Raw genomic sequence first — 22,114 nt, forward strand, 5'->3', positions numbered from 1 at the left:
CTGTCGGTGGCTGGCGTCCTCCCATGCCTTCTACCTACCGTGCTCCGCTGAAACGTGCGCGCGAAATATCAGCAGATATGCCGAGCGCCCGCATCGCTGGGGTTTGCTCCGGCCTATCTGTTCACCTCGGAGTGTCAGTCACGCTTGTTCGCGTGCTGATGGTCCTTGCTGGACTCTTCGGTGGAACGGGCGTGATCCTCTACGTCTGGCTGTGGGCAATGGTCCCCGAAGATGATGGGCAACGCATCCGTGTTGGGGGCGCTCCGATCGGAGCCAACCTAGCAACGAAAAAACAGGGCAATCCGCACGATGCAAGTAGGGGACAGCTCCTGCTTGCTGGAGTGCTGATTCTGCTTGCGGCCCTCGTTGCAACACTGTTTGCTTGGACGAATGTCGCCCGTCTGTTCGACGTAGCATCGGCAGGTTTGATCATCGCCGGCTTGGGACTGGTGTGGAGCCAAGGGGCACATATTCAGCAGTGGCGATCATCCAAATTTCTGGCAATCATCGGCGCGGGAATCGGGCTCCTCTTCACTGGCGTGCTCTTCCTTGCCGGACGCGGAGACCCGCCAATCATCTTGCTTCGCGGCGGCCTGATCGGTGCGGTCGTGGTCGCCGGCGTGCTGTTCGCATTACTTCCGCTTTGGTTACGCACGTCGAAAGACCTTTCAGTAAGCCGTGAACGAGAAGTTCGCGAGGCCGAGCGCGCCGACATCGCAGCGCACTTGCATGACTCGGTTCTTCAAACACTCACACTGATTCGTTCGGCCGCTTCCGACCCCGCTCGCGTACGAGCACTAGCGCTTGCAGAAGAACGAGAGCTACGATCCTGGCTCTACACCGGTCGTACGCAGGCAAATGAGTCATTGTCGCAAGCAATCCGAAACACCGTCGAACAGGTGGAAAGCCGTCACGGTATCCCCGTTGATGTTGTTGCGGTCGGAGATACTGTCCCGGGTCCTGGTGAGCTAGCGATGGTCGCCGCAATCGGAGAAGCTGTAGCGAATGCCGTCAGGCACGGCGAACCTCCCGTTTCTGTATATGTTGAAGTTCGACCGAACGTTATCGAAGCGTTCATCAAAGACTCCGGTTCAGGATTTGATCTGGCTTCAATTTCGAGCGATCGGCACGGCGTTCGTGACTCAATCATTGGTCGTATGGAACGCGTAGGAGGAAAAGCCAGAATCCGAATGCTTCAGAGCGGAACAGAAGTGGAACTCAGCCTCCCAAGAGATTAGGTAGCCGTTCAATAACAAGAAACACTTATCCGCAACCACGCGGGTGAAGAAAAGCGAAGAGAATAGACTCATGACAATTCGACTCATCGTGATTGACGACCACGCAATGGTTCGCGCTGGTGTTCGCGCAGAACTTGAAAACTCCGGCGCAGACCTCGAAATCGTCGGCGAAGCAGCGGACGTTGATGGAGCGATCGCAGCATGCCATGAACTTCGCCCCGATGTCGCCCTGCTCGACGTTCACCTGCCCGGAGGTCACGGTGGCGGTGGAGCAGAGGTTTCCGCTCGATGCCAAGATATTGAAGGCCTACGCTTCCTAGCCCTCTCTGTCTCAGACGCGCCCGAAGATGTCGTTCAGGTCATCCGAAGTGGCGCTCGCGGGTATGTCACCAAGTCGATTTCTACTCCCGAACTCGTTGAAGCTATCTGTCGCATCGCTGCCGGAGACGCGGCGTTCAGCCCTCGCCTTGCCGGCTTCGTGCTCGACGCATTCGGCACTGGGCAGGTTGCCATCGGTGACGACGAACTCGATCTTCTCTCCGCTCGAGAACAGGAAGTCATGCGTCTGATTGCCCGCGGTTACACGTACAAGGAAGTAGCCTCCGAGCTCTTCATCTCCGTGAAAACAGTAGAAACACACGTATCGGCTGTGTTGCGCAAACTCCAGCTGTCGAACCGTCACGAACTGACCCGCTGGGCAATGCAACGTCACATCGTGTGAGGTCAGCCTCGTGAATAAAAATCGCGAAGCCGAAAGTCTGCTGTGAACCCGAAAGTCTGCTGTGAACCCGAACGCATTTCGACCCTGAGGCGCGAAAGGCGACCGAAGAGGCGCCCCCTGAGCCGGCCGACGCGGTAATCTCCATTCGTTACGAATATTGCTTTGGCGTTCAGAGCTTTCAATAGGGGAGACCATGCACCGTATCGGATTTGACCGCGACACCTACCTGCGACTCCAGTCTCAGCACATCGCCCAAAGGCGCGCTGACTTCGGCGGAAAGCTCTACTTGGAGTTCGGTGGCAAACTCATCGACGATATGCACGCATCCCGCGTGTTGCCCGGCTTCACCCCGGACAACAAGGTCGTCATGCTGAAGGAACTTGCTGACGACGTCGAAATAATCGTCGCCGTGAATGCCAAGGACTTCCAACGTCATAAGGTGCGCGCGGACCTCGGCACCACCTACGACGACGAGGTCCTGCGCCACATCGACGAATTCCGCGACTACGGACTGTACGTCGGCTCTGTTGTTATTACTCAGTGGACTGACGATAATCGCGAAGCGAAGGCCGTGAAGCAGAAGTTTGAGCGCCTCGGTATTACCGTTTACCGCCACTTCCCGATCCCCGGCTACCCGAACGACGTTGCGCGCATCGTCTCGGACGAAGGCTACGGCGCAAATGAATACATCGAGACCACCCACGACCTGATCGTCGTCACCGCCCCCGGCCCGGGCTCCGGCAAGATGGCAACCTGCCTGTCCCAGCTCTACCACGACCACAAGCGTGGCATTCGCTCCGGCTACGCGAAGTGGGAGACGTTCCCGATCTGGAACCTGCCTCTGGACCACCCGGTCAACATCGCCTACGAGGCAGCAACCGCTGACCTCGACGACGTCAACATGATCGACCCCTTCCATCTGGAAGCCCACGGCGAAAAAACCGTTAACTACAACCGCGACGTTGAAATCTTCCCCGTGCTACAGCGCTTGTTCACGCAGATTCTGGGCGAATCCCCGTATCAGAGCCCGACCGACATGGGTGTCAATATGGCGGGCAAGTCGATCTGCGATGACGACGCGTGCCGCGAAGCGTCCAAGCAGGAAGTGATCCGTCGCTACTACAAGGCGCTGGTGACCGAAAAGAAGGAGCTGTCTGAGCCGGTTCAATCGGAACGCATCGCTCTGTTGATGTCAAAACTGTCGATCACGCCCACCGATCGCTCAGTTGTCCCGCCGACGCTTGCGCTCGCGGAATCAACCGGCGCTCCGGCTGCTGCGATTGAACTGGCTGACGCTCAGATCGTCACGGGTAAGACGTCGGCTCTCCTTGGCTGTTCATCGGCCATGTTGCTGAACGCCCTGAAGGTCCTGGCGGGTATCGATTCTGAGGTGGACCTGCTGTCGCCCGACGCGATCACGCCGATCCAGACTCTGAAGACTCAGCACTTGGGTTCCGCGAACCCGCGTCTGCACACCGACGAGGTCCTGATCGCGCTGGCCGTCTCTGCTTCCACTGACGACAACGCCCGCCGAGCTCTTGAATGCTTGGGTGAGCTGAAGGGGTGCGACGTTCATACTTCGACGATTCTCGGCTCAGTGGATGAAGGCATCTTCCGTTCGCTTGGCGTTCAGGTTACGAACGAACCCGTCTACGCAACCAAGTCGCTGTATCGCAAAAAGTAGAACTGGTGGGGTCTAGCGGGCGCGGGCGGGGTGCGCCTGTACCGAGGCGCCGTGACCGGTGTTTTTACCGTGCTTGTTCACGCGAAAGGTAGCGCGCTGTTCACCGTGGGGTCGTGCTTGTTCAGCGTTATGGGGCGTGATTGCGCGCTGTCATGACCGCGCTTGTTCAGCATCTTCGTAGAAGCAAAAGTGTGTGACCTGCGTTTTTACCGTGCTTGTTCACGCGATAGGCAGTGCGCTTGTTCACCGTGGGGTCGTGCTTGTTCAGCGTTATGGGGCATGATTGCACGCTGTCATGGCCGCGCTTGTTCACGTGAAAGGCAGCGCGCTTGTTCACCCGAAGTCTCGGCTACTTCTCAGGATGAATGCCTGTCGGAACGTTTTGCAGATTGGTTTCTACATGGTCTGTTTTAGGCTAGGAGAGCGATGACTGATTTCACTTCTCTTCCCGATCTTGGCTCCGCTTCATTCGCAGAATGGGGCGGTGTGCCTGAACCTGGACCTGAGCCGCCGGTATATGACTTCCCCGGCGGATCCGTTCCAGGTGAGGATGTTGTGCCCGTTTTGGATGAATCTGAATACTTCGCTTCTCAGGCGAACAAGACCAACTCGGAATCTGCGTTCGGCTATTCGGGCAATGGAAGTGAAGAACCTTCTGACTGGCAGTCCCGGCCTCGTTTTTCTGAACCGGACGAACTCATTAGAGAACTCAACGATCAGCAACGCGAAGCTGTCGTCCACGACGGCGGACCGCTACTGATTATGGCTGGCGCGGGATCTGGGAAAACGCGCGTGCTTACTCACCGAATTGCCTACCTTCTTGCTACAGGGCGAGCCACGCAAGGGCAGATTCTTGCGATCACCTTCACCAACAAAGCCGCCGCAGAAATGCGTGAAAGGGTTGGCGGGCTGGTCGGTCGTGGCGCGGAGTATATGTGGGTTTCGACGTTCCATTCGGCCTGCGTGCGAATCCTGCGACGTGAGCACGAGGCCGCCGGTCTGACTTCATCGTTCACCATTTATGACGCGCAGGATGCTCAGCGACTCATTCAAATGATCCTGAAATCGATGGATGTCGATGTGAAGCGATACTCGCCCAAGATGATCGCAGCCAAGATTTCAGATCTAAAAAATGAACTGATTACTCCCGCCAAATACGAGGAAACCTGCGCAAACGACCCAATTTCAAAGATCGTCGCAAACACCTATCGCGAATACTCAAAGAGAATGCGCGAATCGAATGCGCTGGACTTTGACGATCTAATCATGTCGACGGTGCAGTTGCTGAAAGACAAGCCACTGATTGCTCAACAGTATCATCGGCGCTTCCGCCACATTCTGGTGGATGAGTATCAGGACACGAACCATGCGCAGTATGTCCTGGTTCGCCTACTTGTCGGCGATGGCGATGACGGGGTAGAACCCGGTGAGCTCACCGTGGTTGGTGACTCAGACCAGTCGATTTACGCCTTCCGCGGTGCAACAATCCGCAACATTGAGCAGTTTGAGCGTGATTTTCCGGGTGCTCGTACGATTCTTCTGGAGCAGAATTATCGGTCGACGCAGAATATTCTCTCTGCCGCGAATGCGGTGATCGCGCGCAACCAAGGGCGTCGACCAAAAAACCTGTGGACAGCTTCAGGTGACGGTGCGCTCATCACTCTTGACGCAGCTGATTCTGAACATGATGAAGCACGTTTTGTCGTGTCTGAAGTTGATCGCCTGGCCGATCAGGGTGCTTCATATGGTGATGTTGCGGTCTTTTACCGTACGAATGCCCAGTCACGCGCCATTGAAGAACTCCTTGTGCGACAAGGAATTCCCTACCGCGTGGTCGGCGGAACACGATTTTACGAGCGCAAAGAAATCAAAGATGCGCTGGCCTACCTGCAAGCGATCTCCAATCCTGATGACAGCGTTGCCGTCCGCAGAATTATCAACGTTCCGCGTCGTGGGATCGGCGCAAAAGCTGAAGACGCTATCGCAGTCCATGCTTCTCGATACGGTATTTCCTTCGGCCAAGCTGTCCGAGACGTCTGGGAAAGCGAAGGATACCCACCGGGTGAAAGTGAAGGTATTGAATGGCAATACCCGACGCTCAGTCAAAGCGATGCGACATCGCCCGTCGATGTTGCTACATCTTCTGCTTCTCTTTCGGGTGAACCTTTCCCGTCGAACGGAAGAGACCTAGGGAAACAAACAAGCGAGCATTCCCTTGTCGAGCCTGAAACGTCGGGGGCCATCGTAGAAAATGCGCTCAGCGCATGGACAGACGTAGAGGTACGTACATTCGAGCACAATCAGCCGGATGCTCAAGATGCAAACTCGGCCTCGTCGATTGAAAATCCGCCCAACCGACAGTTGCACCCCAGTGGTGAACAACGCGAGGTTCTTGGCCTTTCTCCGCGGGCGCGAAAGTCGATCGCGGCGTTCTGGGGTCTTATCGAATCTGCTCGGCAAGCAAGTGAAAAGGGTGTGTCGACTGCCGATATTCTCGAGGAGATCCTGGATAAGACGGGATACCTTGCTACGCTACGAAAGTCGGAGGATCCTCAGGACGCTTCGCGCGTGGAAAACCTTGCAGAATTGCATTCAGTAGCGATTGATTTCGCGCAAGTGAACCCGCGCGGTAGTTTGGTCGACTTCCTTGAGCGAGTCGCACTCGTTGCAGATTCGGATCAAGTTCCATCTGAAGACCAGCGAAGTGGGCAGGTCACGCTGATGACGGTGCATACAGCGAAGGGGCTGGAATTCCCCATCGTGTTTGTTACCGGCATGGAAGATGGCACCTTTCCGCATCAGAGATCGCTCGGGGATGAGTCTGAGCTTGCAGAAGAGCGTCGCCTTGCCTACGTGGCAATTACGCGTGCACGTGAGCGACTGTATTTGACTCGAGCCTCTATTCGCTCAGCTTGGGGTAGCCCGCAAGAGATGTTGCCGTCCCAGTTCCTCGCAGATATTCCGCCGGAGCTATGCGATATCCGCCGATCCTCGACTGCAAGCGAACGACTGCGTTCGTGCGGAGAGGCTTGGGGGAGTGGATGGGGATCGGGCTCCTACTCTTCGCGCGCGGGTCGCGCCTTGGATGATGATGGGCCAGTTTTTGGCTCCGGTAAAGCGGAAACTGCCTCTCGAGTCACCGGTATTCGAACCGGGAAAACCATACGCATGGGTGCGCAACAAACGTCACGCACTATGGATCGATCGCTCCTTGACTTGAAGGTTGGCGATAGGGTTAAACATGCGAGTCTGGGGGAGGGAACTGTTGTTGGCCTCGAAGGTCAGGGGAAAACAACGGTTGCTCGGGTCAACTTCGGCGAAACGGAGAAGCGCCTGCTTCTTCGGGTTGCGCCCCTAGAAAAAATCTAAATCGAACATAAATTGGCGTTCTTAGGACGAACGGCCTAAATGGTCGTTAGTCTGTTCAATGACAAGCCACAGATGACAAAGGAGTCCACCCGTGGACCTGTATGAATACCAAGCACGTGACATGTTCCGAAAGCACGGCGTTCCCGTACTGCCCGGGCTCACCGCAACGACTGTCGAAGAGGCACGCACAGCGGCAACTCGTCTGCTCTCAGACGGCGCCGAGCTTCTCGTCGTCAAAGCGCAGGTGAAAACCGGTGGCCGCGGAAAGGCAGGTGGCGTCAAACTTGCTTACACTGCCGCAGAAGCCGCTGAAAAAGCAGAGGCAATTCTTGGACTCGATATCAAGGGACATATTGTCAAAACCCTGCTGATCGCATCGGGTGCCGACATCGCCGAGGAATACTATTTCTCGATCCTCCTTGATCGATCGAACCGTCGCTACCTTGCAATGTGCTCCCGCGAAGGCGGTATGGACATTGAAACCTTGGCGAAGGAACGCCCCGAAGCCCTAGCCCGTGTGCCTCTGAACCCCGTCATCGGAATCAACGATCAAGTGGCACGGCAGATTTTGACGCAAGCGGGATTCCCCGCTGAACGACAGGATCCCCTCATCCCGGTCCTCGTCCTGCTCTGGGAAACCTACCGCGATGAGGACGCAACCCTTGTCGAGGTCAATCCTCTTGTCACTGCCACCGACGGTACCGTGTGGGCAGTCGACGGCAAGGTCAGCCTGGACGACAACGCCCGCTTCCGTCATCCGGAACACGAAGAACTCGTTGACCGAGCAACCCAAGATCCTCGCGAGGCACTGGCGAAGGAAGCCGGACTGAACTACGTGCGTCTCGAAGGTGAAGTTGGCATCATCGGTAACGGTGCTGGTCTGGTCATGTCGACCCTCGACGTCGTTGCGATGGCCGGTGAAGATCTTGGCGTGAAACCGGCAAACTTCCTCGATATCGGTGGCGGTGCTTCGGCTGAAGTGATGGCAAAGGGTCTCGACATCATCCTCGGCGACGAGCAGGTTCGCTCTGTCTTCGTTAACGTCTTCGGTGGCATTACCGCGTGTGACAAGGTTGCGGAAGGCATCATCGGAGCTCTTGAAGTTCTTGGCGACTCTGCGACGAAGCCTCTGGTGGTTCGCCTAGATGGAAATAAGGTCGCCGAAGGTCGAGCGATCCTCCAGGCAGCAAAACATCCGTTGATCCACATGGTTGAGACCATGGACGATGCCGCACGACGTGCAGCTGAACTTGCTGCCGAGGCCGTTGCTTCTCAGCCGGCTCAAAACTGACCAGACGAAAGACAAAGGACGAAAAGAATGTCGATTTTCCTTAACTCTGACTCCCGTGTCATCGTCCAGGGTATGACGGGCGCTGAAGGTCGTAAGCACACGCAACGGATGCTGAGCGCCGGCACAACCATTGTTGCTGGCACTAACCCGCGCAAAGCTGGCACCAGTGTCAACTTCGACGTGGTTGGCTACGGCCCAGCCGCTGACCGGGTTAAAAACGGAACGGTGTCCGTACCCGTGTACGCCACTGTTGCTGAAGCAAAAGAAGCAACGAACGCGAACACTTCCGTCATCTTCGTTCCGCCGGCCTTCGCGAAGGGGGCCGCACTTGAAGCGATTGATGCTGGTATCGAAACGATCGTTGTAATCACCGAAGGTATTCCAGTCGCAGACTCAACCGTTTTCGTGTCGCATGCACTTAAGAAGGGTGTCCGTCTGATTGGTCCGAACTGCCCGGGCATCATTAGCCCAAACCAATCAAACGTTGGTATCACACCAGCAGACATCACCGGTCCAGGTCGTATCGGCCTAGTTTCTAAGTCCGGCACGCTCACGTACCAGCTCATGTACGAACTCCGCGACTTTGGTTTCACCACCTGCCTGGGAATTGGTGGCGACCCGGTGGTCGGAACCACCCACATCGATGCCCTGGCAGCGTTCGAAGCTGACCCCGACACTGATCTGGTTGTAATGATCGGCGAAATCGGTGGCGACGCAGAAGAACGAGCAGCTACCTGGATCAAGGAAAACATGACGAAACCCGTCGTCGCCTACGTTGCTGGTTTTACAGCCCCCGAAGGCAAGACCATGGGGCACGCTGGCGCGATCGTTTCCGGTTCTTCCGGCACTGCTGCGGCAAAGGCCGAGGCCCTAGAAGCAGTTGGTGTTCGCGTCGGTCGGACTCCGTCGCAGACCGCTCAGCTTGCTCGAGAAATCCTCTCAAAGTAGTTGCACACTATGCCGGTTTTGGCAGGGCAAACTGAAGAGGCCGGAAGCGAACAGAACACCAACTCTGAAAACGGAGTGGCCAGAACACAAACTCTGAAAGCGGAGTGAACGGAACGCAATCTCTGAAAGCGGAGTGAGCAGAACGCCAACTCTGAAAGGGCTCTGATCTCCCTTCCACACTGAGGTAGGTCTCAATCTGACGGTGGCCGGTGGTGCGAAAGCCTTACCGGCCACCGGTGCGTCATGATGGATAACGCTATGAACGTTACGCCTGAGACTTCACCACGCGTCACCACAACGACGTACGCTCCGACGCGGAAAACTATTCGCGTGAGCATGCCTGACGGTTGGGCACGCGCCATGCTTTCGGGTGTTCAAGCAGCATTCGTCGGTTGGGCTACCTGCGTTCTTGTCGTCATGGGCTCCTTCCTGACGGTCGCGTCGAACCCTTGGGTGTCAAAAATCGGCTGGGACACGGTGTTCGCGTCCGGTTCGGATGTCTTCGGAGTCCTCTTCGGCGCGTCAGTTCATACAGAAACCGTCACTTATTACGCCATCCCCACTCTTGTGTCGATCGGCCTCGTTGCTTTGCTCCGACTCTTCTTGCGCGGAGGCGAAGATTTCTCGCCATCGTCGAACTGGTTCGCCGTCCCTGCTTTCACTTTGATGACCGCTTTCCTGATCGGTTCGGGTGCCTCGTATGTGCGCTGGTGGGAAGCGATGCCGGGTGCCCTATTCATTTCGCTTCTCGCGTCGGCGTGGGCGTTTTTTTCTTGTGGTGACCATCCACTTCGCCGGTGGGGAGTCCCGCGTCTCATTCGTTTAGGAATTCGCGAGGCCGCAATCGCAATCGCAGTCATCGTCGGATCAGCGGCGGTTCTTACTCTGATCGCCCTTCTTACTCATACCTCGCAAATCGCGGGAATCCACCAGCTCTTGCTCACGACATCTCCAATCGAGGACGCGCTTGTTGGACTCGGTCAGTTGTTTTTCGCCCCAACAATCTTGGCGTGGACGTTGGCTTGGTTTGCTGGACCCGGATTCTGGGTCGGAGTCGATGCGCTTCATTCGCCCACGTCAGCTCCAACTTTGCCGATCCCAGGTATCCCTGTCTTGGGCGCGATGCCCAACATCACTCCAAGCTATTGGACGATCCTCGTTCCGATTGTGATCGGTCTTGGCATCGGTATCTGGCGCGGAAGGAAGCGTCAGCAAGCATCGCTTCGTGAACAGTTTGTTCTTTCCGCTGTCGCATTTGTCGTGATCGGTGTTGGCTTCTGGATTTGGATGACCATGTCAACCCTTCAGCTGGGGGCGACGCGCATGGCATTCCTAGGACCGCATGTCGGTTCGACTACTGCGGCTTTGCTCAGCGAAGTTGGTTTGGCGTTCGTATTTGGTTGGGTGATCGTTCACCCGCGCTCGTTGAAGTGGATGCGCGATCAATGGGAGCTTTCGCTTCTTGACGCTGGGCAAACGGCTCCGCCTCCGACCGCGCTTGTTGAAGAATCTCCCTCCGATGTTTCGGCTTTAGACGTGCCCCCTTCGACCGCGCTTGTTGAAGCAGAAGAGACTCCGGAACCCGATGAAATTGATACTGAGTCGACCGAGGAAGAACCTGAGGTTTTGGTGAACAAGCGCGCCGATGACACCTCCGAAGAATCCCAGTCGGAACCTGAACTTGTTCCATGGACACCGACTCCCCAAGTTGTTGAGCCGACGGTGAAGTCTCCGGCTCAGCAGGAAGCTGAACAAGCGCGCTCTGAAGATGCGCTTGCAACTGAGCGTCTTGACCTCTCTTCGTTCTCGACCGGTGAACAAGCGCGGTTGGAAGAGGAAGCGGAAACAGAACGTCTGGACTTGAATGACTTCCACTCTGGTGAACAAGCGCGGTTGGAAGAGGACGAATGAACACCGACTCGACTCATTGATCTGTGCACGCTCCGCTTGAACAAGCACGGTTAGCTGTTCTGGTATCCGGCGAAGGCTCCAACATGCGTGCGCTTGTTCAAGCGTGCGAAGATCCCACGTTCGGCGCCACGGCGGTTCTGACGGGTGCAAACAGGGAGTGTTCAGCGATCGACCGGCGAAGGAACGAGGCCTCGCGCACTTTGTTTGCTAGGTTTCTGACTTTGAAACGCGCGAAGACTGGGACGCTGAGCTTTGACGGAACCTTGAACAAGCGCGGCCGGCCTCGTCGATAACTGGCACGCGGAAGGCGAATGTGGGGCGAATCCCTCACTGGACCTGCTTGGAACGCACACGCACTACGGGATACGATCGCCGTAGGTTGCAACTGGCGAGGGTGGATCACCACCGGGGAGCAACCCGAAGTACCCGTGAGGCGTCGCCCGCCTGGGCGCCGGGCATGATCAACCATTACTGGAGGAACCCATGTCCGTTCGCCTGGACAATCTCGAAGCTATTGACGTCCGCCCCATTACCCGCGCTCTTATTTCCGTCTATGACAAGACCGGTCTGATTGAGCTTGCCACCGCACTTGCTGGCGCTGGCGTTGAAATTGTTTCCACTGGTTCGACCGCTGCGAAGATCGCAGAAGCTGGTGTCCCGGTTACCCCCGTTGATGATGTCACCGGTTTCCCCGAGGTCCTTGAAGGTCGTGTGAAGACCCTGCACCCGATGATCCACGCGGGCATTCTTGCTGATCAGCGCAAGGCTGACCATCGCGAGCAGATCGACGAACTCGGCGTGAAGGCATTTGATTTGGTTATTTGCAACCTCTACCCGTTCACTCAGACGGTTGCCGGTGGTGGTAGCTTCGACGAATGCATCGAGCAGATTGATATCGGTGGCCCGTCCATGGTGCGTGCAGCGGCGAAGAACCATCCGTCGGTTGCAGTCGTGACCTCGCCCGATTCCTACGCTGCGGTTATTGAAGCCGCCCGGGCTGAAGGTTTCACGCTGGAACAGCGTCGCGAACTTGCAGCACGCGCCTTCGCGCATACCGCAACCTACGATCTGGCCATCTCCGGCTGGTTCGCCGATCAGCTTGATCTGGACGATGTCCGCGACGAATTGGACGAGGCCTGCGAAACCCACCTCGACGCTTCCGATGCTGCGTTCCTTGAGTCCCTCGGTTTTGCCATCGACGAGGAAGCCGAAGAAATCGTCGAAGCTGACGACGAAGAAGGCGAAATGCCGGCGTTCGTCGCCGATGCTTTCGAACGCGTTGACTCCCTGCGCTACGGCGAGAATCCGCATCAGAACGCTGCCGTGTACCGCGAGATTGCCGGCGAAGAAGACCTTGACGAAAACGAGCTTCTGCCCGGTATCGCCAATGCTCGCCAGCTGCATGGCAAGGCAATGAGCTACAACAACTACACCGACGGTGACGCTGCCCTGCGCGCTGCCTACGACCACGAGCGCCCCTGCGTCGCCATCATCAAGCATGCGAACCCCTGCGGTATCGCCGTTGCCGACGATGTTGCCGAGGCGCATCGCAAGGCACACGCGTGCGACCCTGTCTCCGCATTTGGTGGCGTGATCGCCGTGAACCGTCCGGTCACCGTTGAACTGGCTAAGCAGATCGTTCCGATCTTCACCGAGGTCGTACTGGCCCCCGGATATGACGAGGGCGCGCTCGAGGTCCTGTCTGCGAAGAAGAACCTGCGTGTCTTGGAAGTTGCGCCGCTGGCAGTCGGCGCCCGAGAGTTCAAGCAGATTTCCGGTGGCCTGCTGGTTCAGGATCGCGATGACGTCGATGCAGCCGGCGACGATCCGGCAAACTGGACGCTCGCCGCAGGTGAAGCCGCGGATGCTGCAACCCTAGCTGACCTCGAGTTCGCATGGCGCACAGTTCGCGCCGTCCGCTCCAATGCGATCCTGTTGGTTAAGGACGAGGCTTCGGTCGGCGTCGGCATGGGACAGGTCAACCGCGTTGATTCCTGCAAGCTTGCAGTCGAACGCGCAAACACGCTGGGAGGTCGCTCTACCGGTGACGCGGCCAAGGGTGCGGGCACAGACATTCAGTCCGCTGGCGGTGCACGCGCAGAAGATATTCTTGGCGTCGAAACAGAGCAGCGTTCCATCGGCGCGGTTGCCGCATCCGACGCCTTCTTCCCCTTCGCTGATGGCCTACAGGTCCTGATTGATGCCGGCGTGAAGGCTGTCGTCCAGCCTGGCGGATCCGTCCGCGACGAAGAATCCATCGAAGCTGCGAAGGCTGCTGGTATCACGATGTACATGACGGGCACACGCCACTTCGCACACTGACCTACATCTCGGCGAGGTTGCCGGAAACGGCGACATCGTCCACTGATTATCCCCTGCTGGAACATTCCGGCAGGGGAATCTCATCTGCGTACACTGCCGTGTGCGAAGGAAAGGTGGCAAGGCGCGAAAAATGCCGATGGTCTGACGCCGATGAAGCTAACGCCGATGGTCTAATGCCGATGCCGAAGCGTTGGCCGTGGCCAACGAAGGACCCGAGTGGCGAAAAAGTGGATCTGCGTGGTGGGGACGTGGGGTGGCGACGGTGAACAAGCGCGGTGGGGACGTGGGGTGTGGGTGGTGAACAAGCGCAGTAAAGTGGCGAGTTTGCAAGGAACCCCTAGAGCACACGGAACCCCTAGAGCACGCGGAATACCTAGAGCACACGGAACGCACGGAGCCTAGAGACTTTCGTGACTCATTCTGAGCCTCTGACAACCTGAAATCAGGCTCGAAGCTACAGCCCCGCGTCTGGATGCTCGGGGAAGAGTGGCATGACGCCCGGGATGTGACTGTGCGCAGTCAGAGGGTTCGTGGGAATCTCGAAAGCGACTTCCAAGAGCGGGCGTAGTAGATTCGCCAGGTCGTCGGGCTGTCCGTCGGAGACGAAGATGACGTTCGGGTGCAGCTTCTCGGACTCGACGAGATCCAAGATAACGCGCGCATCCCCGCGTTCTGAATCAACCCAATACACGGTCCAATCCGGGCCGAGAGCAGATTGCCCCGAAACGATGAAACGTCGTACTCGGCAACCTGGCGGAAGCGCTGTCACGACATCTTCATCCAAGTCGATCATGATCCGCGGGCCACTGACTGCGCGCAGGCCACTTCGTCCCAATTCACGCGGGTCATTCACGGTCAGCGTCGACAGGTCGATACTTGCCGACTGATCCTCGCGCCCCGGAGCTCCAGCAAGATGAGCGAGCTGTTCGGCGAGCTTCCACGTAAAAATCTCCGGGCGGACGTCGAGCATATCCGGCACAGACCAGCGGAACTGACAAACTGCAAGGAACCATTTCAACGGGTCAACTCCATCAAGGAGGAGCCCCTCGCGCAGGTAAAGAGCGCGTTGCATTACCGCGTCGCGCACCGGATCATCGGCGAGCTTGCGCGCCTTCTTCAAGCGACGGTGAAAACGCTTTTGCGCCGAAGCATAGTCGTCGCCGTCAACCCACTGATCGCCCGGCCAGTTGTGCAGTCGAACAACCTCTTCACGCAGAGAAAACTGCTCGCCAACATAACCGCGTTCAGCAAGCAGGGTGTCCCATGCCTGCACGATCTCCAAGGCGTGAGCGAATGGCGCGGGTAGTTCGAGGTGAGGGATGACTGCAAGCTCCTGCTGGGCCGTTGACGCCTGCCACGCAACGAATTGCGCGTGCGTGACAGGCTGGCCATCAATGTCGCCCCAGCGTGGGTCGCTGGCTCTTGTTCGGGTTGCCTCAGCCCAGTTCACGAGGCCGGCCACCAGTTTCTTACGCGGAACATCTGGGGTGTTGGCCGGAGCGATCGTGGGGTCTTCGGCATCAAATGCTCCTTCGATGTGCGCAACTGCTTTCAAGAGGAGGTCCCAGTTTGGAAGCTTTACGCGCTTCTTCGAGGCGAGTGTGACGGGGCTGAGGAACTGATCGATCAACCATGGGACGTCTCGGGAGTGAGCGACGCTGGCGATCTGGTCTCGAGCCACTTGCAGGGGAGCGTTTAATTCCGCGATGAGTGGGAGCGCTTGACGCTCTGCATCGGAAAGCTTGCGACCATCCGGGAAGCGTTTATGACTGCCGTGTTTGCCACGTTCGAGCATGAAAGCGCCGAAGGCTGGCATCTGGCGGTCGCTGGCAGGCATGAGTCTATTGTGTCGTACCCCTAGGTGTTCTTGCGCTCAACCGACCGCGCTTGTTCAAGAAACGAGGTGCTTGAACGGGCTTCATTGACCGCGCTTGTTCAAGCACCTGTGGGTTTTAGATCGCGCTTGTTCACCGGATTGGGGGCGAGACGGGGACGCGCAGCCTCGTACTTTTGAGTGGCGATTGGTGAACAAGCGCGGTGGTGAGTGGGGTGTGATTGGTGAACAAGCGCGGTGGTGGGGGAGCAGGTTGAGACGCGTTGAACGCTCGCGCGGGTCGTTTCGCTGACGGGCGACAGGTACGATTGAGCCATGAATTCAACTCCTCGCCCCGTCCTCGTCGTTGATTTTGGCGCACAATACGCGCAGCTGATCGCCCGTCGCGTTCGTGAAGCCTCCATTTACTCTGAGATCGTTCCTCACACCATGCCGGTCGCCGACATGCTGGCGAAGAACCCCGCAGCCATCATCCTGTCGGGTGGCCCGTCCTCCGTGTACGAAGAGGGCGCTCCGTCGATCGACCCCGCAATCTTCGATGCGGGTGTTCCATTGCTTGGCATCTGCTACGGCTTCCAGACAATGGCCGCTGTCCTCGGAGGAACCGTCGGTCGCACCGGCACCCGCGAATATGGGCATACGGATGCTTCCGTTGGCACCTCGTCCTGCCTCTTTGCTGGCACTCCCGCTGACCAGGTCGTGTGGATGAGCCACGGCGATGCAGTCCAGGCGGCCCCCGAAGGGTTCGAGGTCACCGCATCCACCTCCGAAACCCCGGTTGCAGCGTTCGAAGATCGCTCTCGCAAGCTGTTCGGTCTGCAATGGCACCCCGAGGTCGGCCACTCGCAGTGTGGACAGGACGCTCTGAAGAACTTCCTCTACGAAGGCGCTGGACTGGAACCCTCATGGACAGCAGGCTCCATCATTGACGAACAGGTCGAGGCGATCCGCAAGCAGGTTGGCGACGCTCAGGTGATCTGCGCGCTCTCCGGCGGTGTTGACTCCTCCGTGGCAGCAGCGCTGGTCCACAAGGCAGTCGGCGACCAGCTCACCTGCTTCTTCATCGACCACGGTCTGCTCCGCGCGGGCGAACGCGAACAGGTCGAAGGCGACTATGCGCGAGGCATGGGCATCCGCGTTGTGACCTGCGACGAATCTGAACGATTCCTCAGCGCGCTCGCGGGCGTTTCCGATCCGGAAACCAAGCGCAAGATCATCGGCCGTGAGTTCATTCGTTCATTCGAGGCTGCTCAGAAGCAGGTCATTGAACAGATCGGCGCCGAAGGTGGCGAGGTCAAATTCCTTGTCCAGGGCACCCTATATCCGGATGTTGTCGAATCTGGTGGCGGCGAGGGCGCGGCAAACATCAAGAGCCACCACAACGTTGGCGGCTTGCCCGACGACATGAAGTTCGAGCTCGTTGAGCCCCTGCGCACGCTGTTCAAGGACGAGGTCCGCGCTGTTGGTCGCGAGCTCGGTTTGCCCGACTACCTGGTTGAGCGCCAGCCCTTCCCGGGCCCGGGCCTCGGTATTCGCATCATCGGCGAGGTCACGAAGGAACGCCTCGACATCCTGCGTGCAGCTGACCTGATTGTTCGCGAAGAGCTGACTGCTGCTGGCCTCGATTCTGAAATCTGGCAGTGCCCGGTCGTTCTGCTTGCAGATGTTCGTTCCGTGGGTGTTCAGGGTGATGGTCGCACCTATGGGCACCCGATCGTCCTGCGTCCCGTTTCTTCGGAAGACGCTATGACTGCAGACTGGACCCGTCTGCCGTACGACGTACTGGCGAGGATCTCGACGCGCATCACCAACTCGGTTGCAGAAGTGAACCGCGTGGTGCTGGACGTGACGTCGAAGCCGCCGGCAACGATTGAGTGGGAGTAGACGAACACTTGTCGCACCTATTGGGCAGGGTCATATCTGGTAGCCAGTTATATCCAATTGAAGACAGACTATGAGATAGCCACCCGCTGAAACAGGGGATAAATGCGAAGCAGAGACCTCGGAAACAAGTGTTCCGGGGTCTTTCTTTCGTCGAATAGCCCGAAGTCGAATAGTCCGAATACAATTTCGGCTTAAACGACAAATCGTGTTGGTTTGGTGGGGGGCTTTTTGTTGTGTTGGCGAGGTTTTGCGGGCGATAGGAGGGGGTTATTGCGCCGCGAATTTCTGGCGCACTCTAAGGCGTGCTAAGGCTTCGAAAGCGCTCGTCGTCGAATTTCGCGCTTACGATGTTGTTCGGTGTTCGTTTTGAGTTAAAATATCTTGTATTGCAAAAGTAATGTCTCAGGGGCATTCAATGAGTTATATAGAGCTAGTGAAGAACGGCGCTGATCCTACCGAAATACAGCAATACCTCGCACAAGGCGAGCAGGTTGCCATCACCATCAGGCTTCCCGAGAACCTACGTGATGCTGCAAAGGCCGCAGCTGCACTCCAAGGGACGAACTTCAGTGCGATGGTCCGAGCCGGGCTCATCGCACAACTTGCTGATTGGGCTGAGGAGATGACACGATGATTAGCCTCGAAACCGGCACAATACAGCTCATCGGAGGCGATCCCGACAGCATTCGCGTCTGCCGTGTCGAGGGTGGGTCTCTGGTGGCCATCGCTATCCCGAGGGATAAGCTCCTAGAGACCAAACAATTGCCGGATATCCCGCCTCGAGGAATCTACTACCTTCTCGATGAAGACCACGGGAACCTAAACCGCGTTTACGCGGGCCAGACAACTCAAAGCGTGACCCTCGAAGACAATCTCGAATTCAATTCTCCCAGTGCCACTGCCGTATTCGCGTTGGGCGGAAGGCAAAACGGCTGGACAGAATGGATAAACAATAACGGCGACACCCTAGACGCTGTCTACAGGAAAGAAATGGAGTAAATGAACAAGCAGCAGCTCGCATCGAAGATCTGGGAGTCAGCTAACAAGATGCGCTCCAAGATCGAGGCCAACGAGTACAAGGACTACATCCTGGGCTTCATCTTCTATAAGTTCCTGTCAGAAACAGAGATTCGCTGGTGCAAAGCGCGTGACTTCGAGGACGAGGACATCCGAGCGCTTTCCGAGGATGACCGCGAGACCGTTGAGTACATTCGGGAGAACATCGGCTACTTCATCGGACACGAGAGCCTCTTCTCCACCTGGCTGTCCGAGGACTTCGCAGACACAAGTCGTAAATTCTCCGTCGACGACGTGCGAACCTCCATCTCGGCCTTCAATCGCAACATTAACCCGGCTCACAAGAAGGTGTTCGAGGGTATCTTTGAGACTCTTGAGACCGGCCTGTCCAAGCTCGGCGAGAACGCCGCCGCTCAAACGAAGGCCATCCGTGACCTGCTGGACACTATCAAGGATATCCCCATGGACGGCCGTGCTGACTACGACGTCTTGGGTTTCATTTACGAATACCTCATTTCCAACTTCGCCGCGAACGCCGGCAAGAAGGCCGGCGAGTTCTACACGCCTCACGAAGTTAGTCAGCTGATGAGCGAGATTGTGGCTGACCACTGCAGGGAGAAGAGCGAGATTTCTATCTACGACCCGACCTCTGGCTCCGGCTCTTTGCTCATTAACATCGGTAAGGCCGTCGCCAAGCGCGTGGGCAGCTCGGACGGCATCAAGTACTTCGCCCAGGAGCTCAAGGAGAACACCTACAACCTCACGCGCATGAACCTGATTATGCGTGGCATCCTGCCCTCAAACGTCACCGCGCGAAATGGCGACACCCTGGAAGATGACTGGCCCTACTTCGACGAGTCGGATCCCGCGGGCACTTACAACCCGCTCTATGTGGACGCGGTTGTCTCCAACCCGCCGTATTCCCAGCGCTGGGACCCTACCGACAAGGACGTTGATCCGCGCTATGCATACGGTTTAGCTCCCAAAAGCAAAGCAGATTATGCATTCCTCCTGCATGACCTCTACCACCTGCGCCCCGAGGGCATCATGTGCATCGTTCTGCCCCATGGCGTGTTATTCCGCGGTGGCGAGGAGGGGCAGATCAGGCGCAACCTGTTGGAGAACCGCCATATCCAAGCCATCATCGGCCTGCCGGCCAATATCTTCTTCGGAACCGGTATCCCCACAATCATCATGGTGTTGCGCCAGAAGCGCGAAGAGTCCGATGTGCTGATCGTGGACGCCTCCAAGGGCTTTGAGAAGGTCGGCAAGAACAACAAACTGCGCGCGTGTGACATCAAGCGAATCTCTGACGTCGTGTGTGAGCGTAAGAGCGTCGAAGGCTTCAGCCGTCTCGTCTCTCTTGATGAGATCCGCTCCAACGACTACAACCTGAACATCCCGCGCTATGTGGACTCGTCGGATAGACCCGAGAGCTGGGACATCTACGCGAGCATGTTTGGCGGGATTCCCGCTAGTGAAGTCGATGAGCTTGAGCGGTATTGGAACGCTTGGCCGAGTCTGCGCGACCAGCTCTTCGCGGGCGACGGCGCGTACGTGATGCCAGCTGTGGAGGATGTCCGTGCGGCGATTGAGGCAAATCCCGATGTGGCGGCGTACCGCGAGTCGTTCAACGCATGCATGGAGCCCGTCATCGACTGGATCCACGATGCGTTTGTCTCCGATCCGTGCGCGGTAGATGCCGCAAGGATGGAGCAGTCGATCGCCTCCAAGCTGTTCGAGGCTCTCGAAGGCATCGAGCTTGCTGATCCGTATGCTGCATACCAAGCGCTTGACGACACATGGACAGCGAATGTATCTCTCGACCTGGAGGTGCTCCAAACCGAAGGTATGTCCGCCGCCACCAAGGTTGACCCGCACATGGTGATCAAGAAGAAGAACAACAAGGAAGTCGAGGTTCAAGACGGCTGGGAGGGGCGCGTTATCCCGTTCTATCTGATCGAGGCGACGCTGCTCAAGGATCAATCCGATGCGATCAAGGCACTAGAAGAACAGCTGAGCGCATGCACGTCCGACATCGACCAAAGCGCCGAGGAGCTCTCCGAAGAGGAGCGCGAGGCCCTCTCGGAGGCGCTCGACGATGACAACGCGGTATGGAAGGTCGCCGAGGTCAAGAAACTCGCGAAGGCTCTTGCTGCTGAGGTTAAAACAGATCCCGAGCTCAAGGGCTATGTCGCAACGCTGAAACGCGTCCAAGATCTCATCAATGAGCAGAAGAAACTCAAGAGTCGGATCAAGACCGCTGGGGCCGAGCTTCACGCATCATGCAAGGAGACCATTGAAGCGTTGACTGACGAGCAAGTCCGAGAGCTTCTTTCCAAGAAATGGATTGCGCCGTTCGCAAACGCCGTGTATGGAATGCCAAGCTCCCTCGTTGATGACCTAGCCTCGAAGGTGGACGCCCTCAGCTCCAAATACGAAACGACGCTGAAAGACCTCAGTGAGCAGATCGAGGCGAGCGAGAGGGAGCTTTCCACCATGATTGACAACCTCGTGGGAGACGAGTTCGACATGGCCGGATTGGCTGAGCTTCAGAAACTCCTTGGTGGTGAGTAAGGGGTGAGTAACGTGGAGAGCAGAAAACCAAAGATCAGGTTCAAGGGTTTCACTGACCCTTGGGAACAGCGTAAGTTGGGGGAACTCATTCTGTTAGGCGGCTCGGGCGGAACGCCTTCAGCAACTAACTCCGATTACTACGGAGGAGAAATACCCTTTCTCGGTATTTCCGACATTGAGGGAAGGGATATTACACATACCTCCAAAACACTTACCGAAGAAGGCTTGCACAATAGCGCGGCATGGGTTGTGCCAGCTGGCGCAGTGAGCCTTGCGATGTATGCGAGCGTTGGAAAAGTCGGCATTATCAGGCAAGATACCGCCACTAGTCAGGCTTTCTACAACATGGTTTTCGAGGATGTCACTATTAGAGACTTTGTATTCACAAGACTCGAAAAGGCGGACGCAGACTTCGAATGGGAACCTTATATTTCGACAGGAACGCAGCGGAATCTAAATGCCGATAAGGTTAAAGCATTTACAATCGTCGTTCCCAATAACTGTGAAACTACCGAGATAAGTCGCTATTTCGCGAACCTCGACTCCCTCATCACCCTTCATCAGCGTAAGTTGAACGCACTGAAAAATGTGAAGAAATCTCTCCTTGAGAAGATGTTTGTTTAGGAGATACGTATGGCACTAGAGAACATATTGGGTCTCACGGATCAGGCAGAGCTTGCTCGCAAGGAAGAACGTCTCAGCAAGATACGTGCGCTTGAGCTTTTCGAAAAAGGCCTGCTCGACAAGCTCACTGCGGGCTCAGTGGAGAGCTTGTTCAAGATACATGGGTACCTTTTTCAGGATGTTTATCCATTCGCCGGCAAGATTCGCACGGTGAACATTGCTAAGGGCGGTTTTCGATTCGCTCCCCTGATGTATCTTAAGTCAAGCTTGGACTCGATCGAAAAGATGCCCCAGTCTACCTTCGATGAGATCGTGGACAAATACGTCGAGATGAACATCGCCCATCCCTTTAGGGAGGGAAACGGCAGGAGCGCGCGAATCTGGCTCGACCTCATTCTCAAAACGGAACTGGGAGAGGTTGTCGACTGGAGCAAGGTAGACAAGGAAGACTACCTACTTGCCATGGAGAGAAGCCCTGTTCGCGCCATTGAGATCAAGCATGTCCTGAAATCCGCGCTCACGACGGCGATTGACGACCGAGAAGTGTTCATGAAGGGCATCGACGCGAGCTACCACTACGAGGGATATAGCGTTTATAAAACTGAAGACTTGGGCCTTTCGAATGAATAAGACCCGAGTTAAACATTCAGCTTGGGAACAGCGTAAGTTGGGCGAAGTGGCAGAAATCAATGGC

Annotated in this window: 15 protein-coding genes and 1 riboswitch; of the genes, 14 read left to right on the forward strand and 1 reads right to left on the reverse strand. The window is 56.9% G+C overall.

Annotated elements, in window-relative coordinates; genetic code table 11:
- Positions 1-77: 77 nt before the first annotated feature.
- The 8 genes from PG731_RS08045 to purH all read left to right on the forward strand — a co-directional run bounded on the left by PG731_RS08045 (position 78) and on the right by purH (position 13,484).
- A complete protein-coding gene (locus tag PG731_RS08045; protein ID WP_270773280.1) occupies positions 78-1,238 on the forward strand; it encodes an ATP-binding protein in 1,161 nt (386 codons plus the stop codon).
- Between the two features lie 70 nt (positions 1,239-1,308).
- Entirely contained in the window at positions 1,309-1,959 is a 651-nt protein-coding gene (locus PG731_RS08050; RefSeq protein WP_195225615.1) for a LuxR C-terminal-related transcriptional regulator, read from the forward strand.
- 193 nt (positions 1,960-2,152) lie between these two features.
- Entirely contained in the window at positions 2,153-3,643 is a 1,491-nt protein-coding gene (locus PG731_RS08055) for a DUF1846 domain-containing protein (protein ID WP_270773265.1), read from the forward strand.
- A gap of 426 nt (positions 3,644-4,069) precedes the next feature.
- The gene (locus PG731_RS08060; RefSeq protein WP_270773268.1) at positions 4,070-7,012 is read left to right on the forward strand and encodes an ATP-dependent helicase; all 2,943 of its coding nucleotides are present in this window, start codon (positions 4,070-4,072) and stop codon (positions 7,010-7,012) included.
- Positions 7,013-7,103: 91 nt separating this feature from the next.
- Entirely contained in the window at positions 7,104-8,303 is a 1,200-nt protein-coding gene (sucC, locus tag PG731_RS08065) for an ADP-forming succinate--CoA ligase subunit beta (RefSeq protein ID WP_270773269.1), read from the forward strand.
- 27 nt (positions 8,304-8,330) lie between these two features.
- Complete coding sequence (gene sucD / locus PG731_RS08070) at positions 8,331-9,251, forward strand: succinate--CoA ligase subunit alpha (protein WP_270773270.1); 921 nt, start codon at positions 8,331-8,333, stop codon at positions 9,249-9,251.
- Positions 9,252-9,587: 336 nt separating this feature from the next.
- Positions 9,588-11,162 carry a cell division protein PerM gene (locus PG731_RS08075; protein WP_270773281.1) on the forward strand — a complete coding sequence of 525 codons (1,575 nt, stop codon included), beginning with the start codon at positions 9,588-9,590 and terminating at the stop codon, positions 11,160-11,162.
- Between the two features lie 371 nt (positions 11,163-11,533).
- Positions 11,534-11,619, forward strand: a riboswitch (ZMP/ZTP riboswitch).
- A gap of 26 nt (positions 11,620-11,645) precedes the next feature.
- On the forward strand, positions 11,646-13,484 hold the full coding sequence (purH, locus tag PG731_RS08080; protein WP_270773271.1) for a bifunctional phosphoribosylaminoimidazolecarboxamide formyltransferase/IMP cyclohydrolase: 1,839 nt from the start codon (positions 11,646-11,648) through the stop codon (positions 13,482-13,484).
- A 454-nt stretch (positions 13,485-13,938) separates the two neighbouring features.
- Here purH and PG731_RS08085 read toward each other — a convergent pair whose 3' ends face one another.
- Positions 13,939-15,321, reverse strand: a complete 1,383-nt coding sequence (locus PG731_RS08085; RefSeq protein ID WP_270773272.1) for a hypothetical protein — start codon at positions 15,319-15,321, stop codon at positions 13,939-13,941.
- Between the two features lie 312 nt (positions 15,322-15,633).
- Between PG731_RS08085 and guaA the strand changes: the two genes are divergently transcribed.
- The 6 genes from guaA (at position 15,634) to fic (ending at position 22,050) form a co-directional block, all read left to right on the forward strand.
- Positions 15,634-17,202, forward strand: coding sequence for a glutamine-hydrolyzing GMP synthase (guaA, locus tag PG731_RS08090; RefSeq protein WP_270773273.1), 1,569 nt, complete (start codon positions 15,634-15,636; stop codon positions 17,200-17,202).
- Positions 17,203-17,617: 415 nt separating this feature from the next.
- Entirely contained in the window at positions 17,618-17,836 is a 219-nt protein-coding gene (locus tag PG731_RS08095) for a hypothetical protein (RefSeq protein WP_270773275.1), read from the forward strand.
- Complete coding sequence (locus PG731_RS08100; protein ID WP_270773276.1) at positions 17,833-18,201, forward strand: DUF4357 domain-containing protein; 369 nt, start codon at positions 17,833-17,835, stop codon at positions 18,199-18,201. The genes PG731_RS08095 and PG731_RS08100 overlap by 4 nt, the downstream gene beginning before the upstream one ends.
- A complete protein-coding gene (locus tag PG731_RS08105; protein ID WP_270773277.1) occupies positions 18,202-20,796 on the forward strand; it encodes a type I restriction-modification system subunit M in 2,595 nt (864 codons plus the stop codon).
- A 12-nt stretch (positions 20,797-20,808) separates the two neighbouring features.
- Positions 20,809-21,420, forward strand: a complete 612-nt coding sequence (locus PG731_RS08110; protein WP_270773278.1) for a restriction endonuclease subunit S — start codon at positions 20,809-20,811, stop codon at positions 21,418-21,420.
- Positions 21,421-21,429: 9 nt separating this feature from the next.
- Positions 21,430-22,050, forward strand: coding sequence for a protein adenylyltransferase Fic (gene fic / locus PG731_RS08115; protein ID WP_270773279.1), 621 nt, complete (start codon positions 21,430-21,432; stop codon positions 22,048-22,050).
- Positions 22,051-22,114: the final 64 nt, after the last annotated feature.

Source organism: Pauljensenia sp. OF14-1SRA, from assembly GCF_027694595.1.
GTDB lineage: Bacteria > Actinomycetota > Actinomycetes > Actinomycetales > Actinomycetaceae > Pauljensenia > Pauljensenia turicensis_B.

What these genes read in the sequence shown, in the direction of transcription:
- PG731_RS08045 (WP_270773280.1), top strand. Translation starts at nt 78, where the DNA reads ATGCCGAGCGCCCGCATCGCTGGGGTTTGCTCCGGCCTATCTGTTCAC.
- PG731_RS08050 (WP_195225615.1), top strand. Translation starts at nt 1,309, where the DNA reads ATGACAATTCGACTCATCGTGATTGACGACCACGCAATGGTTCGCGCT.
- PG731_RS08055 (WP_270773265.1), top strand. Translation starts at nt 2,153, where the DNA reads ATGCACCGTATCGGATTTGACCGCGACACCTACCTGCGACTCCAGTCT.
- PG731_RS08060 (WP_270773268.1), top strand. Translation starts at nt 4,070, where the DNA reads ATGACTGATTTCACTTCTCTTCCCGATCTTGGCTCCGCTTCATTCGCA.
- sucD (WP_270773270.1), top strand. Translation starts at nt 8,331, where the DNA reads ATGTCGATTTTCCTTAACTCTGACTCCCGTGTCATCGTCCAGGGTATG.
- PG731_RS08075 (WP_270773281.1), top strand. Translation starts at nt 9,588, where the DNA reads ATGCCTGACGGTTGGGCACGCGCCATGCTTTCGGGTGTTCAAGCAGCA.
- purH (WP_270773271.1), top strand. Translation starts at nt 11,646, where the DNA reads ATGTCCGTTCGCCTGGACAATCTCGAAGCTATTGACGTCCGCCCCATT.
- PG731_RS08085 (WP_270773272.1), bottom strand. Translation starts at nt 15,321, where the DNA reads ATGCCTGCCAGCGACCGCCAGATGCCAGCCTTCGGCGCTTTCATGCTC.
- guaA (WP_270773273.1), top strand. Translation starts at nt 15,634, where the DNA reads ATGAATTCAACTCCTCGCCCCGTCCTCGTCGTTGATTTTGGCGCACAA.
- PG731_RS08095 (WP_270773275.1), top strand. Translation starts at nt 17,618, where the DNA reads ATGAGTTATATAGAGCTAGTGAAGAACGGCGCTGATCCTACCGAAATA.
- PG731_RS08100 (WP_270773276.1), top strand. Translation starts at nt 17,833, where the DNA reads ATGATTAGCCTCGAAACCGGCACAATACAGCTCATCGGAGGCGATCCC.
- PG731_RS08105 (WP_270773277.1), top strand. Translation starts at nt 18,202, where the DNA reads ATGAACAAGCAGCAGCTCGCATCGAAGATCTGGGAGTCAGCTAACAAG.
- fic (WP_270773279.1), top strand. Translation starts at nt 21,430, where the DNA reads ATGGCACTAGAGAACATATTGGGTCTCACGGATCAGGCAGAGCTTGCT.